The organism is Streptomyces sp. NPDC002513, assembly GCF_053595355.1.
Map to the genome: position 1 here is coordinate 42,041 of NZ_JBSFXK010000036.1, position 14,958 is coordinate 56,998.

16 protein-coding genes are annotated in these 14,958 nt (G+C 69.5%); 4 read left to right on the top strand and 12 right to left on the bottom strand.

What is annotated here, in order from left to right; translation table 11 throughout:
- Positions 1-77 precede the first annotated feature (77 nt).
- On the bottom strand, positions 78-926 hold the full coding sequence (locus tag ACWD5Q_RS22680; RefSeq protein ID WP_451428850.1) for a 3-hydroxyacyl-CoA dehydrogenase family protein: 849 nt from the start codon (positions 924-926) through the stop codon (positions 78-80).
- Positions 927-1,281: 355 nt separating this feature from the next.
- Here ACWD5Q_RS22680 and ACWD5Q_RS22685 point away from each other — a divergent pair, with 355 nt between their 5' ends.
- Positions 1,282-1,854 carry a cob(I)yrinic acid a,c-diamide adenosyltransferase gene (locus ACWD5Q_RS22685; RefSeq protein ID WP_451428851.1) on the top strand — a complete coding sequence of 191 codons (573 nt, stop codon included), beginning with the start codon at positions 1,282-1,284 and terminating at the stop codon, positions 1,852-1,854.
- A gap of 87 nt (positions 1,855-1,941) precedes the next feature.
- Here the strand turns inward: ACWD5Q_RS22685 and ACWD5Q_RS22690 are convergent, their stop codons facing one another.
- Positions 1,942-2,517: a hypothetical protein gene (locus ACWD5Q_RS22690; protein WP_451428852.1), complete on the bottom strand. Its 576-nt coding sequence runs from the start codon at positions 2,515-2,517 to the stop codon at positions 1,942-1,944.
- Positions 2,518-2,669: 152 nt separating this feature from the next.
- On the opposite strand from ACWD5Q_RS22690, the gene ACWD5Q_RS22695 reads away from it, so the two are divergent.
- From ACWD5Q_RS22695 to ACWD5Q_RS22705, 3 genes are all read left to right on the top strand, one after another.
- Complete coding sequence (locus tag ACWD5Q_RS22695; protein WP_451428853.1) at positions 2,670-3,836, top strand: sensor histidine kinase; 1,167 nt, start codon at positions 2,670-2,672, stop codon at positions 3,834-3,836.
- Positions 3,833-4,474 (top strand): response regulator, encoded by a 642-nt coding sequence (locus ACWD5Q_RS22700; protein ID WP_451428854.1) that lies wholly within the window; start codon positions 3,833-3,835, stop codon positions 4,472-4,474. The genes ACWD5Q_RS22695 and ACWD5Q_RS22700 overlap by 4 nt, the downstream gene beginning before the upstream one ends.
- Before the next feature lie 146 nt (positions 4,475-4,620).
- Positions 4,621-6,453: a glycosyl hydrolase family 18 protein gene (locus ACWD5Q_RS22705; RefSeq protein WP_451428855.1), complete on the top strand. Its 1,833-nt coding sequence runs from the start codon at positions 4,621-4,623 to the stop codon at positions 6,451-6,453.
- Between the two features lie 36 nt (positions 6,454-6,489).
- On the opposite strand, the gene ACWD5Q_RS22710 is transcribed toward ACWD5Q_RS22705, so the two are convergent.
- From ACWD5Q_RS22710 to ACWD5Q_RS22755, 10 genes are all read right to left on the bottom strand, one after another.
- Positions 6,490-6,936 (bottom strand): DUF2550 domain-containing protein, encoded by a 447-nt coding sequence (locus tag ACWD5Q_RS22710; RefSeq protein ID WP_451428856.1) that lies wholly within the window; start codon positions 6,934-6,936, stop codon positions 6,490-6,492.
- A 129-nt stretch (positions 6,937-7,065) separates the two neighbouring features.
- Positions 7,066-7,440 (bottom strand): F0F1 ATP synthase subunit epsilon, encoded by a 375-nt coding sequence (locus tag ACWD5Q_RS22715; protein ID WP_451428857.1) that lies wholly within the window; start codon positions 7,438-7,440, stop codon positions 7,066-7,068.
- A 131-nt stretch (positions 7,441-7,571) separates the two neighbouring features.
- Positions 7,572-9,014 carry a F0F1 ATP synthase subunit beta gene (gene atpD / locus ACWD5Q_RS22720; RefSeq protein WP_451428858.1) on the bottom strand — a complete coding sequence of 481 codons (1,443 nt, stop codon included), beginning with the start codon at positions 9,012-9,014 and terminating at the stop codon, positions 7,572-7,574.
- A 2-nt stretch (positions 9,015-9,016) separates the two neighbouring features.
- The gene (locus ACWD5Q_RS22725; RefSeq protein ID WP_451428859.1) at positions 9,017-9,928 is read right to left on the bottom strand and encodes a F0F1 ATP synthase subunit gamma; all 912 of its coding nucleotides are present in this window, start codon (positions 9,926-9,928) and stop codon (positions 9,017-9,019) included.
- Between the two features lie 21 nt (positions 9,929-9,949).
- Positions 9,950-11,542, bottom strand: coding sequence for a F0F1 ATP synthase subunit alpha (gene atpA / locus ACWD5Q_RS22730; RefSeq protein WP_451428860.1), 1,593 nt, complete (start codon positions 11,540-11,542; stop codon positions 9,950-9,952).
- A 115-nt stretch (positions 11,543-11,657) separates the two neighbouring features.
- A complete protein-coding gene (locus ACWD5Q_RS22735; RefSeq protein WP_451428861.1) occupies positions 11,658-12,473 on the bottom strand; it encodes a F0F1 ATP synthase subunit delta in 816 nt (271 codons plus the stop codon).
- On the bottom strand, positions 12,470-13,030 hold the full coding sequence (locus ACWD5Q_RS22740; RefSeq protein WP_451428862.1) for a F0F1 ATP synthase subunit B: 561 nt from the start codon (positions 13,028-13,030) through the stop codon (positions 12,470-12,472). Before ACWD5Q_RS22740 ends, ACWD5Q_RS22735 begins: the two co-directional genes overlap by 4 nt.
- Positions 13,031-13,075: 45 nt before the next feature.
- A complete protein-coding gene (atpE, locus tag ACWD5Q_RS22745; protein WP_351250117.1) occupies positions 13,076-13,315 on the bottom strand; it encodes an ATP synthase F0 subunit C in 240 nt (79 codons plus the stop codon).
- Positions 13,316-13,394: 79 nt separating this feature from the next.
- Positions 13,395-14,213, bottom strand: a complete 819-nt coding sequence (gene atpB, locus ACWD5Q_RS22750; RefSeq protein ID WP_451428863.1) for a F0F1 ATP synthase subunit A — start codon at positions 14,211-14,213, stop codon at positions 13,395-13,397.
- Between the two features lie 225 nt (positions 14,214-14,438).
- Positions 14,439-14,876 carry a hypothetical protein gene (locus ACWD5Q_RS22755; protein ID WP_451428864.1) on the bottom strand — a complete coding sequence of 146 codons (438 nt, stop codon included), beginning with the start codon at positions 14,874-14,876 and terminating at the stop codon, positions 14,439-14,441.
- Positions 14,877-14,958: the final 82 nt, after the last annotated feature.

A 14,958-nucleotide genomic window follows, 5' to 3' on the forward strand; every position in this document is an offset into this window, starting at 1 on the left:
GCCATCAGGTTGCCATCTGTAAGCGAACCGATACCAAAATCACCCGATGAGGTGATATCTCAGGAGTACGTGCGGATTCAGTACGTGTAGAAGCCCTGCCCGGTCTTGCGGCCGAAGTCACCGGCGTCCACCATCCGGCGCATCAGCTCCGGCGGGGCGAACTTCTCGTCCTGGGACTCCGTGTAGATGTTGCTCGTGGCGTGCATCAGGATGTCGACGCCGGTGAGGTCGGCCGTGGCCAGCGGCCCCATGGCGTGGCCGAAGCCCAGCTTGCAGGCGAGGTCGATGTCCTCGGCGGTGGCCACACCCGACTCGTACAGCTTGGTCGCCTCGACGACCAGGGCCGAGATGAGACGGGTCGTCACAAAGCCCGCGACGTCACGGTTGACGACGATGCAGGTCTTGCCGACGGACTCGGCGAACTCGCGCGCGGTGGCCAGGGCCTGGTCGCTGGTCTTGTAGCCGCGGACCAGCTCGACGAGCCGCATCATCGGCACCGGGGAGAAGAAGTGCACGCCGACGACGCGCTCCGGGTGCTCGGTGGCCGCCGCGATCTTGGTGATCGGGATGGCGGAGGTGTTGGACGCCAGCACGGTGTCCGCACGCACGAGCTTGTCGAGCGTCCGGAAGATCTCGTGCTTGACCTCGAGCTTCTCGAAGACGGCCTCGACGACGAGGTCCGCGTCGGCGGCGGCGTCCAGATCCGTGGTCGCCGTGATGCGGGCGAGCGCCGCGGCCGCGTCGTCCGCCTCGAGCCCGCCCTTGCTCACGAACTTGTCGTAGGAGCCCTTGATGGCGTCCGTGCCGCGCGTCAGCGCCCCCTCGGTGACGTCACGCAGGACGACGTCCCAGCCCGCCTGGGCCGATACCTGGGCGATACCGGAACCCATGAGTCCGGCTCCGATGACGGCAAGCTTCCGTGCCACTGTGCGACTCCCCTGACGCGCGGTCCGTATAAGGCCTCTCGGCCGGACCCTAGCGCCCTGAAGGCGCTGTGTGACCGGTTAGTAACGCGCGTCACGTCTCACATGACGGACATCACACCGGCACGCGTCATTCCGCCGCCCGGACGGCGTACTTGAGCGTCCGCTCGTCCAACGGCTGCTCCCTGTCCCCCGGAAGAACGACCGCCTCGCGCGCCACCTCATCCCCGATCGCGCGCCGCCCTCCGCGCCGCGCCGTCACCGGCCGTCACCGGCCGGTGCGCCCGGGTGTCCCGGCCGGCCGGGACCGCGGGCACACGGGTGTTCCGCCCGGCCGGGGGCTCACTACGCTGGTCACATGGTCAATCTGACGCGCATCTACACGCGGACCGGCGACAAGGGCAGCACCCACCTCGGGGACATGAGCCGGGTGCCGAAGACCGATCTGCGCATCGCCGCCTACGCGGACGCCAACGAGGCGAACGCGGTGATCGGCACCGCGATCGCGCTGGGCCGCCTCGACGAGGAGGTCGTCAAGGTCCTCACCCGGGTCCAGAACGACCTGTTCGACGTGGGCGCGGACCTGTCGACGCCGGTCACGGAGAACCCGGAGTTCCCGCCCCTGCGGGTCGAGCAGTTCTATGTCGACCGGCTGGAGTCGGACTGCGACCGCTTCCTCGCCGAACTGGAGAAGCTGCGCTCGTTCATCCTGCCCGGCGGCACCCCCGGCGCGGCTCTGCTGCACCAGGCGTGCACGGTCGTACGGCGGGCCGAGCGCTCCACCTGGGCCGCGCTGGAGGCCCACGCCGAGGTGATGAACCCGCTGACCGCGACCTATCTCAACCGGCTGTCGGACCTGCTGTTCATTCTGGCCCGCTACGCCAACAAGGAGACCGGGGACGTGCTGTGGGTCCCGGGCGGGGAGCGCTGACCGGCGCTCCCCCACCGTGCGCCGCCTTTCCGTTCCCGCGCCGGGCCGTATCGCCTCCCTCCCCCATGCCACCTCCCCGCAGGCCGCCTACCGCCGGGTCAGCGTGCGGCCCTCCTCGGCGGTGCCGGCGGCCCGGGACTTCTTGGGGAAGACCAGATACGACAGCGTGATCAGCCCGTAGACGCCCACCGCGCGCAGAGCCACCCACTGGAAGGAGCGCAGGGCGCCGACGTCGGCGCCGCCGCCGACGTACCGGATGGCGAGTTCCAGCAGCGCGAGCGCCACCGCGGCCCCGAGCACGGCCCGCAGCCACAGCTTCGCCTCGTGCCGGGCGCGGGCCCTGCCGTAGCGCGGCGGTTTCGGCGGGGACGGGCCCCCGGCCAGGCGGTGGGCGGCGTGCCCGTCGAGCCACCGGATCAGGTAGGGCCCGTAGGCGACGGTGAAGCCGAGGTACAGCGCCGCGAGTCCATGCTCCCAGCTCGGCGTGGCGCCGTTCTTCAGGTCGATCGCCGTCGCGGCGAACAGCACCAGCTCCAGCAGCGGTTCGCACAGCAGCAGCACCACGCTGGTGCGGCGCCGTTTCAGCAGGTAGCGGACGGCCAGGCCCGCCGCCAGCAGCACCCAGAAGCCGGCCTCACAGGCGACGATCAGTGCGACGATCACGGTGGGCTCCCCTCGCTCGTCCCACCAGGCTCCCGCCCCGGGGCGCACCTGTCGTCGTCGGCGGTGAGGAGGCCGCGGTACATCGAACGGTGCAGTCGGGAACCGTTCCGGGGACGCACGCGGGCGGCCCGTGCGCCGTGTTGGATGAAGCCATGGCCCTTCGACTCCCCCGTCCCCACCGTGACGATGTGCGCATCGCGGTGGGCGGGCTGCTCGGCGGACTGCTGCTGTGGGCCCTCGGGCTCAGCCCCCGCGGGATCCAGGACCCGGCCGTGCTGTGGCCCGCGCGCGGGGCGCTGCTGGTACCGCTCGTCGTCACGGCCGGCTGCGAGCTGCTGCGCCGCACCCGTCCGAAGACCGCCCTGCTGATCGGCACGGCCGCGCTGTGCGCGGACACGGTGACCCAGGGCAGTGTGGCCACCGTCGTGATGTTCACGGACCTGATGTACGCGGCCGTCCTGTACGGCACCCCGTCCTCCGCCCGGCGGCTGCCCTGGATCACGGGGCTGCTCACGGTGGTCGGCGGGGTGCTGCCCCTCGCCCTGTGGCGCGACCCGCGGGGGCTCCTGATCGGTGTCGGGGTCGGCGTGGTCTCCCTCGCGCCCGCCGCCACCGGCTGGATGGTGCGCGGCCACCGCGACGCCGCCGAGGCCGCCCGGCTGCGCGCCGAACAGACCGCGCTGCTCGCCGAGATGGACCGCGCCCAGGCGGTCACCGACGAACGGGCGCGGGTGGCCAGGGAGTTGCACGACATGGTCGCCAACCATCTCTCCGCGATCGCGATCCACTCCACGGCGGCGCTCTCCCTCGACGACCCGGAGACCTCCCGGGACGCGCTCGGCGTCATCCGGGAGAACAGTGTGGCGGGGCTCGCCGAGATGCGGCAGCTCATCGGCATCCTGCGCGCGGACGACCGCGCCCCGGCCGCGACGCCGACCCTCGACGGGCTCGGCGCGATGGTGGAGAACGCGCGCGCCAACGGGCTGGACGTCACGCTCGACGCGCGGTGCGGTCCGGTGCCCGCGCCGGTGGAGCTGGCCGCGTACCGGATCGTGCAGGAGTCCCTGACCAACGCCCTCAAGCACGCCGGCCCGGGCCGTGTCTCGGTGTGCCTCGCCCGGGACGACGATGCCCTCGCCGTGCGGGTGACCAGTCCCTACGGCCGCCCGGACGGTCCGCGCGCCCCCGGTTCCCGGTCCGGGCTCGTCGGAATGCGGGAGCGGGCCGCGCTGCTCGGCGGTACGTTCGACGCCGGCCCACAAGGGGCGCTGTGGTGCGTCCGCGCCGTCCTGCCCCTCACTCTGGGAGACCCCTCGTGATCCGTGTACTCGTCGCCGACGACCAGTCCGCCGTGCGCGCCGGGCTGGTGCTCATCCTGCGCGGTGCGCCCGGCATCGAGGTCGTCGGGGAGGCGGCGGACGGCGAGGAGGCGGTCGCGCTCGCCCGGGAGCTGCGGCCGGATCTGGTGCTGATGGATGTGCAGATGCCGCGTCTGGACGGGGTGTCGGCGACCCGGCAGGTGGTCGGGGAGGAACTCGCCGACGTCCTGGTGCTGACGACCTTCGACCTCGACGCCTATGTGTTCGGGGCGCTGCGGGCCGGGGCCGCCGGATTCCTGCTGAAGAACGCGGAGGCGAGGGAGCTGGTGGAGGCGGTCCGTACGGTGGCGCGCGGGGAGGGACTGATCGCGCCGGCCGTGACCCGGCGGCTGATCGCGGAGTTCGCCGCGGGAGGGGTGCGGGAGCCGCGGGCCGATCCGGCCGTCCTGGACGTGCTCACCCGCCGTGAGCGGGAGGTGCTGTCGTGCCTGGGCGAGGGGCTGTCCAACGCGGAGATCGCGGGCCGGCTCGCCATGGCGGAGGCCACCGTGAAGACCCATGTCAGCCGTCTCCTCGGCAAGCTCCAGCTCCGCAGCCGGGTCCAAGCGGCTGTACTCGCCCAGGAGTTGGGGATCTAGCACCCCACCTGGGGCACTGGTCCAGACCTCTTGACCGATGGTCCAGACCTTTCTATTCTCGCCGCACTGTGGGCTGAAGGCTCAGTCATGCCCACGACACCGGCTGTGACGCCCCTGCGGCGCACATCGACAAGAGGAGGCGCAGCATGCGCTTCAGACACAGAGCCGCGGCAGGGTTCGCGACCCTGTTGCTCCCGCTGGCCGGACTGGTCGGCCTGGCAAGCCCCGCCCCGGCCGCGGCGGATGCCACCTCGGCCACCGCCACCTACGCCAAGACCCAGGACTGGGGCACCGGCTTCGAGGGCACGTGGACCGTCAAGAACACCGGGACCACCACCGTCAGCGCATGGACGATCGAGTGGGACTTCCCCTCCGGTACGTCCGTGACCTCCGCATGGGACGCGGACGTCACGAACTCCGGCACCCACTGGACCGCCAGGAACAAGTCCTACAACGGCACCCTCGCCCCGGGCGCCTCCGTCTCCTTCGGCTTCAACGGCGCGGGCTCCGGCGCCCCCGCCAACTGCACGCTGAACGGCGGCAGTTGCGACGGCGGGACCCTCCCCGGCGACAACCCGCCCTCCGCGCCGGGCACCCCCACCGCGTCCGGCGTCACCGACACCTCCGTCACGCTGTCGTGGGCGGCGGCCACGGACGACAAGGGCGTCAAGAACTACGACGTCCTGCGCGACGGCGCCAAGGTCGCCACCGTGACGACGACCTCGTACACGGACACCGGTCTGACCGCCGGCACCGACCACGCGTACACCGTCCAGGCCCGCGACACCGCCGACCAGACCGGTCCGGTCAGCGGCGCGGTCTCCGTGCACACCACCGGCGGCGGCAGCAACCCGCCCCCCACGGGCTCCACGGTCAAGCTCGGCTACTTCACCGAGTGGGGCATCTACGGCCGCAACTACAACGTCAAGAACCTGGTGACGTCCGGTTCCGCCGCGAAGATCACGCACATCAACTACGCCTTCGGCAACGTCACCGGCGGCAAGTGCGCGATCGGCGACTCGTACGCCGACTACGACAAGGCGTTCACCGCCGACCAGTCCGTCAGCGGCGTCGCCGACACCTGGGACCAGCCGCTGCGCGGCAACTTCAACCAGCTGCGCGAGCTGAAGGCGAAGTACCCGAACCTCAAGGTGCTGTGGTCCTTCGGCGGCTGGACCTGGTCCGGCGGCTTCGCGGACGCCGCCAAGGACCCGGCGGGCTTCGCCCAGTCCTGCTACGACCTGGTGCACGACCCGCGCTGGGCCGATGTCTTCGACGGCATCGACATCGACTGGGAGTACCCGAACGCCTGCGGTCTGTCCTGTGACACCAGCGGGGCCGCGGCCTTCAAGAACGTGATGGCCGCGCTGCGCGCCAAGTTCGGCTCCTCCGCCCTGGTCACCGCGGCCGTCACCGCCGACGGCTCCATGGGCGGCAAGATCGAGGCGGCCGACTACGCGGGTGCCTCGCAGTACATCAACTGGTACAACGTGATGACGTACGACTTCTTCGGCGCCTGGGACGCCCAGGGCCCCACGGCCCCGCACTCCCCGCTCACCTCGTACAACGGCATCCCGAAGGCCGGCTTCACCACGGCCGACGCGATCGCCAAGTACAAGGCGACCGGCGTGCCCGCGAGCAAGCTGCTGGTCGGCATCGGCTTCTACGGCCGCGGCTGGACCGGGGTCACCCAGGACGCCCCGGGCGGCACGGCCACGGGCCCGGCGGCAGGCACCTACGAGCAGGGCATCGAGGACTACAAGGTGCTCAAGACGTCCTGCCCCGCCACCGGCACCGTCGCGGGCACGGCGTACGCGCACTGCGGCAGCAACTGGTGGTCCTACGACACCCCGGCCACCATCGGCACCAAGATGGCGTGGGCCAAGTCCCAGGGCCTGGGCGGCGCCTTCTTCTGGGAGTTCAGCGGTGACACCGCAGGGGGCGAACTGGTGAGCGCCCTCAGCAACGGCCTGTCGTAACCACCGGACCCCACCCGACGAGTGAACGCGGCCGCACTACGCCACGTTCACTCGTTGGCCGGGGGGAGCGGCTTCCAGCCAGGCCAGGAACCCGGTCAGCGCGTCCTCGCTCATCGCCAGTTCCAGGCGGGTGCCCCGATGGTGGCAGGCGAGGATCACCGCGTCGGAGAGCAGCGCCAGCTCCTCCTCGCCCTCGGGAGCGCGCCGGCCGGCCACCTCGATCGCCGAGCGCTCCAGGACACGGCGCGGGCGCGGCGCGTAGGAGAAGACCCGGAACCACTCGACACGGTCGCCGTTGTAGCGGGCGATACCGTAGCCCCAGCCCTTGCCGCTGGTGTCGCTCTCCTCCGGGACGTTCCACCGGAGGCTGCAGTCGAAGGTGCCGCCGGAGCGCTGGATGAGACGGCGCCTGAGGCCGAAGACGAACAGCCCCACCACCACGAGTGCCACAACCAATCCGCACGCGATCAGAGCGAGGACCATCGACACCGACCTCCTCGTCTCCTAGGTAACGGAACGGAAAAAACACCCGGATTCACCTCAGCCGCGGCTGGGTCCGGATCGCTCCGGTCCCAGCCGCGGCTGAGTCATGTCGTCACACAGCGTGCTGTGTCAGTGCGTCGACACCGCACGCAGTCGGACCTCCGCGCGGCGCTCGGCGAAGGCGTCCGCCTCCGACTTCGCCCGCTCCAGGGCCCGCTCCGCGCGCTGGACGTCGATCTCGTCCGACAGCTCGGCGATCTCGGCCAGCAGCGACAGCTTGTTGTCCGCGAACGAGATGAAACCGCCGTGCACCGCGGCGACGACCGTCCCGCCCTCACTCGTACGGATGGTCACCGGGCCCGTCTCCAGCACACCGAGCAGCGGCTGGTGACCGGGCATGACGCCGATGTCGCCGGACGTGGTGCGCGCGACGACCAGGGTGGCCTCGCCGGACCAGACCTTGCGGTCGGCGGCGACCAGCTCGACGTGCAGCTCAGCAGCCAAGAGAGGCTCCTCGGGTCACCACCCGGCTGGACCGCCGGGTGTTGGGATGAATTCTAGTAGGCGTACCGAGGGGGACGGGACGCGGCCCGGGGTCAGGGTCGGTCTCGTCCCCCTCGGTCACGAGCACGGGGTCAGGAGACGCCCAGCTCCTTCGCGTTCTTCTTCAGGTCCTCAAGACCACCGCACATGAAGAACGCCTGCTCCGGGAAGTGGTCGTACTCACCGTCGCAGATCGCGTTGAACGCCGCGATCGACTCCTCGAGCGGAACGTCCGAACCGTCCACGCCGGTGAACTGCTTCGCCGCGTGGGTGTTCTGCGACAGGAAGCGCTCCACCCGACGGGCGCGGTGGACGACGAGCTTGTCCTCTTCGCCCAGCTCGTCGATACCGAGGATGGCGATGATGTCCTGGAGGTCCTTGTACTTCTGCAGGATTCCCTTGACGCGGGTGGCCGCGCCGTAGTGGTCCTGCGAGATGTAACGCGGGTCCAGGATCCGGGACGTGGAGTCCAGCGGGTCCACGGCCGGGTAGATGCCCTTCTCGGAGATCGGACGGGACAGAACCGTCGTCGCGTCGAGGTGGGCGAAGGTGGTGGCCGGGGCCGGGTCGGTCAGGTCGTCGGCGGGGACGTAGATCGCCTGCATCGAGGTGATCGAGTGACCGCGGGTCGAGGTGATGCGCTCCTGGAGGAGACCCATCTCGTCGGCCAGGTTCGGCTGGTAGCCCACCGCGGACGGCATACGGCCGAGCAGGGTGGAGACCTCGGAACCGGCCTGCGTGAAGCGGAAGATGTTGTCGATGAAGAACAGCACGTCCTGCTTCTGCACATCGCGGAAGTACTCCGCCATGGTCAGACCGGCCAGGGCCACGCGCAGACGGGTGCCCGGGGGCTCGTCCATCTGGCCGAAGACCAGCGCGGTCTTGTCCAGAACGCCGGACTCCTCCATCTCGGCAATGAGGTCGTTGCCCTCACGGGTGCGCTCACCCACGCCGGCGAAGACGGAAACACCCTCGTGCAGCTTCGCCACACGCATGATCATTTCCTGGATCAGAACGGTCTTGCCGACACCGGCACCACCGAACAGACCGATCTTTCCACCCTTGACGTACGGGGTGAGAAGGTCGACGACCTTGAGGCCGGTCTCGAACATCTCGGTCTTCGACTCGAGGTCCTCGAACTTCGGGGCCTTGCGGTGGATCGCCCAGCGCTCGGTCTCCTGGCCGTTGGCCTCGGGCTCGTTCAGCACCTCACCGAGGGTGTTGAACACCTTGCCCTTGGTGAAGTCGCCGACCGGAACGGTGATGCCCGCGCCCGTGTCGGTCACCCGGGCCTGGCGGACCAGACCGTCGGTGGGCTGCATCGAGATCGCGCGGACCACACCCTCACCCAGGTGCTGGGCGACCTCGAGGGTCAGGGTCCGGGTGGTGCCCGGCTGGGCCGGGTCCGGGACCTCGACGGTCAGCGCGTTGTAGATCTCCGGCATCGCGTCGACGGGGAACTCCACGTCGACGACCGGGCCGATGACCCGCGCGACGCGGCCCGTCGCCGTGGCCGTCTCAACAGTGGTGGTCATGATCAGTCACTCCCCGCGGTCGCGTCGGCCAGGGCGCTCGCGCCACCGACGATCTCGCTGATTTCCTGGGTGATTTCGGCCTGGCGGGCCGCGTTGGCAAGCCGGGTGAGGTTCTCGATGAGATCCCCGGCGTTGTCGGTGGCCGACTTCATCGCGCGCCGCGTGGCGGCGTGCTTCGAAGCGGCCGACTGGAGCAGCGCGTTGTAGATACGGCTCTCCACGTAGCGCGGCAGCAGGGCGTCGAGGACGTCCTCCGCCGACGGCTCGAACTCGTAGAGCGGCAGGATCTCGCCCTTGGGCGCCCCTTCGGCCACCTCCTCGAGGCTGAGCGGCAGCAGCCGGGCGTCGAGCGCCGTCTGCGTCATCATCGAGACGAACTCGGTGTAGACGATGTGGAGTTCGTCCACGCCGCCGTCCGCCGTCTCCTTCTCGATGGCCTCGATCAGCGGCGCCGCGACGTTCTTGGCATCCGCGTACGTCGGCTCGTCCGTGAAGCCCGCCCACGACTCCGTGATCTTGCGCTCACGGAAGTTGTAGTGGGCGACACCGCGACGGCCGACGATGTACATGTCGACCTGCTTGCCCTCGCGCTCCAGCCGCTCGGTCAGCTGCTCCGCCGCCTTGATCGCGTTGGAGTTGAAGGCGCCGGCCAGACCGCGGTCGCTCGTCAGGAGCAGTACCGCGGACCGGGTCACCGTCTCGGCCTGCGTGGTCAGCGGGTGCTTGGTGTTCGAGCCGGTGCCGACCGCCGTGACCGCGCGGGTGAGCTCGGTCGCGTACGGCGTGGAGGCCGCCACCTTGCGCTGCGCCTTGACGACGCGCGAGGCGGCGATCATCTCCATCGCCTTCGTGATCTTCTTTGTCGCGCTGACGGATCGGATGCGACGCTTGTAGACCCGGAGCTGGGCTCCCATGAGTCAGGTCCCTTCCTTACGTCACTTGGCGGCAGCGGCAGGAACGTCCTCGCCGAGCAGCTTGCCGTCCGAGGTCTCGAACTGCCTCTTGAACTCGGCGACGGCGTCGTCGACCGCCTGGATCGTGTCGTCCGACATCTTGGCGCCCTCCTTGATGGAGGTCATCAGGCCCTGGTGCGTACGGTGCAGGTACTCCAGCAGTTCCTTCTCGAAGCGGCGGATGTCGACGACCGGCACGTCGTCCATCCGGCCGTTGGTGCCGGCCCAGACGGAGACGACCTGGTCCTCGGTGGCCATCGGCTGGTACTGGGGCTGCTTCAGCAGCTCGACCATGCGCTGACCGCGCTCCAGCTGCGCCTTCGACGCGGAGTCCAGGTCGGAACCGAAGGCGGCGAACGCCTCCAGCTCGCGGAACTGGGCGAGGTCCACGCGCAGACGGCCGGAGACCTGGCGCATCGCCTTGTGCTGGGCGGAGCCACCGACACGGGAGACCGAGATGCCGACGTTCAGGGCCGGGCGCTGGCCGGCGTTGAACAGGTCGGACTCCAGGAAGCACTGACCGTCGGTGATGGAGATGACGTTGGTCGGGATGAACGCCGAGACGTCGTTGGCCTTGGTCTCGACGATCGGCAGACCGGTCATCGAGCCGGCACCCATGTCGTCGGAGAGCTTGGCACAGCGCTCCAGCAGACGGGAGTGCAGGTAGAAGACGTCACCCGGGTAGGCCTCGCGGCCCGGCGGGCGGCGCAGCAGCAGGGACACGGCGCGGTAGGCGTCGGCCTGCTTGGACAGGTCGTCGAAGACGATCAGGACGTGCTTGCCCTGGTACATCCAGTGCTGGCCGATGGCCGAGCCGGTGTAGGGGGCCAGGTACTTGAAGCCGGCCGGGTCGGACGCCGGGGCGGCGACGATCGTCGTGTACTCGAGCGCGCCGGCCTCCTCCAGGGCGCCGCGCACGGACGCGATGGTGGAGCCCTTCTGGCCGACGGCGACGTAGATGCAGCGGACCTGCTTCTTCGGGTCGCCGGAGCGCCAGTTGTCACGCTGGTTGATGATCGTGTCGACGGCCAGGGCGGTCTTGCCGGTCTGCCGGTCACCGATGATCAGCTGGCGCTGGCCGCGGCCGATCGGGGTCATCGCGTCGACGGCCTTGTAGCCGGTCTCCATCGGCTCGTGCACCGACTTGCGCTGCATGACCGTGGGGGCCTGCAGCTCGAGGGCGCGGCGGCCGTCGGTCTCGATCTCGCCGAGACCGTCGATGGGGTTGCCGAGCGGGTCGACTACGCGGCCGAGGTAGCCCTCGCCGACGGCCACGGAGAGCACCTCACCGGTGCGGTGCACCGGCTGCCCCTCCTCGATGCCGCTGAACTCACCGAGGACGATGGCACCGATCTCGCGCTCCTCGAGGTTGAGGGCGAGGCCGAGGGTGCCGTCCTCGAACTTCAGCAGTTCGTTGGCCATGGCCGAGGGCAGGCCCTCGACCTTCGCGATGCCGTCGCCGGCAAGGGTGACCGTACCGACCTCCTCGCGCGAGGCCGCGTCCGGCTTGTACGACTGGACAAAGTTCTCCAGCGCGTCCCGGATCTCCTCCGGCCGGATCGTGAGCTCCGCCATCTGGGTTCCCTGCTCTCCTTGTTGGGCCCGAAGTTTCTGTGGGGGTCTGGGGGCGACCCCCAGGAATCCTCTGCACGGCCCAACTCGGGCCGTAGTACTGCGTATGGAGTTGCTGCTAGCTCGCCATGCGGCGGCGGGCGTCCTCGAGCCGGTCCGCGACCGACCCGTTGATCACCTCGTCACCGACCTGCACCCGCATCCCGCCGACGACCTCGGGGTCGACGTCCAGGTTGAGGTGCATCGGGCGGCCGTAGAGCTTGGCCAGTGCGGCGCCGAGGCGCTGCTTCTGCGTGTCGCTCAGCGGGACCGCCGAGGTGACCACCGCGACCATCCGGTTGCGGCGCTCGGCCGCCAGCTTGGACAGGGACTCGATTCCCGATTCCAGGCTACGTCCCCGCGGCGCGCTCACAAGGCGCTGCACCAGACGCTCGGTGGTCACGTTGGCCCGGCCGCCGAGCAGCCGGTGCAGCAGCTCGGTCTTGGCCGGGACGCCGGCCGCGCGGTCCGTGAGCGCGGCGCGCAGCTCCGTGTTGGAGGAGATGATCCGGCCGAAGCGGAACAGCTCGTCCTCGACGTCGTCCAGCGCGCCCGCCTTCTCGGCGCCGGTGAGGTCGGCGAGGTTCGCCAGCTCCTCCAGCGCGTCGACCAGGTCGCGCGGCTGGGACCAGCGCGCGCGCACCATGCCTGCGGTCAAGTCCAGGACCGGTCCGCTGACCTGGTCGGCCAGCAGGCGCTGGACCAGCCCGGCCTTGGCCTCACCGGCCTGCGCCGGGTCGGTGAGGACCCGGCGCAGCCCGGCCTCGCGGTCGAGCAGCGCGGTGACGGCGGCCAGCTCGTCGGCGAGCTGCGCCGCGTCCACGGACGTGGCGTCCGTCAGCGCGTCGAGACGCTCACGTGCGGCAGCCAGGGCCTCGCGGCTCGCTCCGTTCATCGCGCGGCCTCGGCCTTCGAAGCGGTCTCATCGAGCCCGTCGAGGAAGCGGTCGATCACGCGGCTCTGCCGGGCGTGGTCCTCGAGGGACTCGCCGACCAGCTTGCCGGCCAGCTCGGTGGCCAGCGTGCCGACGTCCTGCCGCAGTGCCAGCGCGGCGGCCTTGCGGTCGGCCTCGATCTGCGCGTGACCGGCGGCGACGATCTCCTCGCGCTGCCGCTGGCCTTCCGCGCGCATCTCGGCGATGAGCGTGGCGCCCTGCTCCTGCGCCTCCTGGCGCAGCCGTGCGGCCTCGTGCCGGGCCTCGGCGAGCTGAGCCTTGTACTGCTCGAGCACGCTCTGGGCCTCGACCTTCATGGCGTCGGCCTCTTCGATACCGCCTTCGATCGCCGCGCGGCGCTCCTCCAGAACCTTGTTGATGTTCGGCAGGAACTTCTTGCTGAGGAAGAAGAAGACGATGGCGAAGGTGATGAGGCCGATGACCAACTCGGGCAGCGCCGGGACGAGGGGGTTCTCCTCTACCGCAGCCAGCTGCACCAGCTGTTGTGTCAGCTGCATGTCATCTGTGCCTTTCCCTGAAAAGGTACGGTCGTCAGCCGCGGTTTACTTGTAGGTGTAAACGAACGGCATGACGATGCCGATGAGGGCGAGCGCCTCACAGAAGACGAAGCCCAGGATCTGGTTGGCGCGGATCAGGCCGGCGGCCTCGGGCTGGCGGGCCAGGGCCTGGGTGCCGTTGCCGAAGATGATGCCGATGCCGATGCCGGGGCCGATGGCGGCGAGGCCGTAGCCGACGGAGGCGATGGAGCCGGTGACGGCGGCAAGGGTCTCAGTGGCAGCCATGCTGATTCTTCCTTCTCTTTCAAGGACCGGTGGGCGTTGGCCACCGGACGTCTGGTGTGGGGCGGGTCGGGCGAGGGGCTCAGTGGTGCTCGGCGAGAGCGCCCTGAACGTAGGTGCAGGCCAACAGGACGAACACGTACGCCTGGACGGCCTGGACGAAGAGCTCGAACATGATCATGCCGATGGTCATCACGAAGGAGACGGCGGCGGCGGGGATCAGGTAGCTGTTCATCAGGTACCAACTGGCGACCGTGAACATGACGAGCAGCAGGTGACCGGCGAACATGTTGCCGAAGAGTCGGACCGCGTGGGTGAACGGCCGGACGAAGACGTTCGAGAAGAACTCGATCAGCATGACGAGCGGCAGGACCCAGCCGAGCGACTTGTCATAGCCGGTGATGTTCTTCAGACCGCCGACGAAACCGTGCTTGCGGAACGTCAGGATCAGCCACGTGAGGTAGACGATCACGGCCAGGGCGGCCGGGTAGGCGATGATCGACGTCACCGGGAACTGGGCGACCGGGATGACCGACCACAGGTTCATGATCCAGACGAAGAAGAACAGCGAGACCATGAGCGGGACGTACTTGTCGCCCTCACGCTTGCCGAGCGTCTCGTAGACGATCCCGCGGCGGACGAAGTCGTAGCCGGCCTCGCCGATCAGCTGGAGCTTCCCGGGGACCACTTTGGCCTTGCTGAACGCAGCCCAGAAGAAGCCGACCACGACCACGGAGGCCAGCAGAGCCAGCAGCATCGGTTTGTTGATGTCGATGCCGCCGACCGAGAAGATCGGCTTGAACATGAAGGAGTGCAGGCCAGGCGACGGAAAGCCGCAGCCGTTGTCGGCGAAGACGCGGCAACTCCAGTCAAAGGCGAGCGTGGTCTGGTCAGCACTCACCGCGGGCTCCTTCGGCGTGACGCATAGGTACGGCAACCTCGTTGTGTCGGCGCGGCGCGCAGCCGCGGGTCGGCACCGGACTGGTGTTACGGATGTGGGAGCGGCTGGGGGGCCTCGAGCCTCGCGATTGAGCAGGCGTCAGCTCAGGTGCCCGCGCCTGCGATGCCGCAGTTGGCACCGGACGATAGCAGGAGATCTCACACGTCTTTATCCCGGCCCTACCCCTCACGACGGGTGCCCCGTCTTTTGGGGCTTCTCGCTGTGCTGGGAGTCGGGTTCCACGTAGAGGATCCTGGCCTTCAGGTGCGCGCGAACCTGCGCGACCATCCACACGACGGTCGCGGCGACGAGGGAGAACGCGAACGCCCTGGCGTTGAAGAGCGTGGTGCCCTTGAAGAGGGCCAGGAAGATCATGAGCAGGAGCAACTGGGCCACGTAGAGCATGAGGCCCATCGCCTGGAAGAGCTGGGGAAGCGTCTTCGCGGTCCACTGGAGCACGAACAGGCCGATCCCCATGAAGACAATGGCCAGCACCACGCCGACGGCCGCCCCGATCGCTCCCTTGCCTCCCGCGACCGCGGCGCTGACGGCGACGGCGATCACGCCGACAGCCGCCGTGGGCACAGCGGTCTGCAGAAGGTTCCGGGCGTCATTGGACGGCATGGCGGCAACTCCGCTTTCACAGGGGGCAGGGTGTCGTCATGGACGAGCGTAGTCCCGGGCCGAGTGGGGACCTCACACCGAG

Excerpts from the sequence above, each read along its gene's own strand:
- ACWD5Q_RS22685 (WP_451428851.1), top strand. The coding sequence starts at position 1,282 with ATGGTCAATCTGACGCGCATCTACACGCGGACCGGCGACAAGGGCAGC.
- ACWD5Q_RS22695 (WP_451428853.1), top strand. The coding sequence starts at position 2,670 with ATGGCCCTTCGACTCCCCCGTCCCCACCGTGACGATGTGCGCATCGCG.
- ACWD5Q_RS22705 (WP_451428855.1), top strand. The coding sequence starts at position 4,621 with ATGCGCTTCAGACACAGAGCCGCGGCAGGGTTCGCGACCCTGTTGCTC.
- ACWD5Q_RS22710 (WP_451428856.1), bottom strand. The coding sequence starts at position 6,936 with ATGGTCCTCGCTCTGATCGCGTGCGGATTGGTTGTGGCACTCGTGGTG.
- atpD (WP_451428858.1), bottom strand. The coding sequence starts at position 9,014 with ATGACCACCACTGTTGAGACGGCCACGGCGACGGGCCGCGTCGCGCGG.
- ACWD5Q_RS22725 (WP_451428859.1), bottom strand. The coding sequence starts at position 9,928 with ATGGGAGCCCAGCTCCGGGTCTACAAGCGTCGCATCCGATCCGTCAGC.
- atpA (WP_451428860.1), bottom strand. The coding sequence starts at position 11,542 with ATGGCGGAGCTCACGATCCGGCCGGAGGAGATCCGGGACGCGCTGGAG.
- ACWD5Q_RS22735 (WP_451428861.1), bottom strand. The coding sequence starts at position 12,473 with ATGAACGGAGCGAGCCGCGAGGCCCTGGCTGCCGCACGTGAGCGTCTC.
- ACWD5Q_RS22740 (WP_451428862.1), bottom strand. The coding sequence starts at position 13,030 with ATGCAGCTGACACAACAGCTGGTGCAGCTGGCTGCGGTAGAGGAGAAC.
- atpE (WP_351250117.1), bottom strand. The coding sequence starts at position 13,315 with ATGGCTGCCACTGAGACCCTTGCCGCCGTCACCGGCTCCATCGCCTCC.
- ACWD5Q_RS22755 (WP_451428864.1), bottom strand. The coding sequence starts at position 14,876 with ATGCCGTCCAATGACGCCCGGAACCTTCTGCAGACCGCTGTGCCCACG.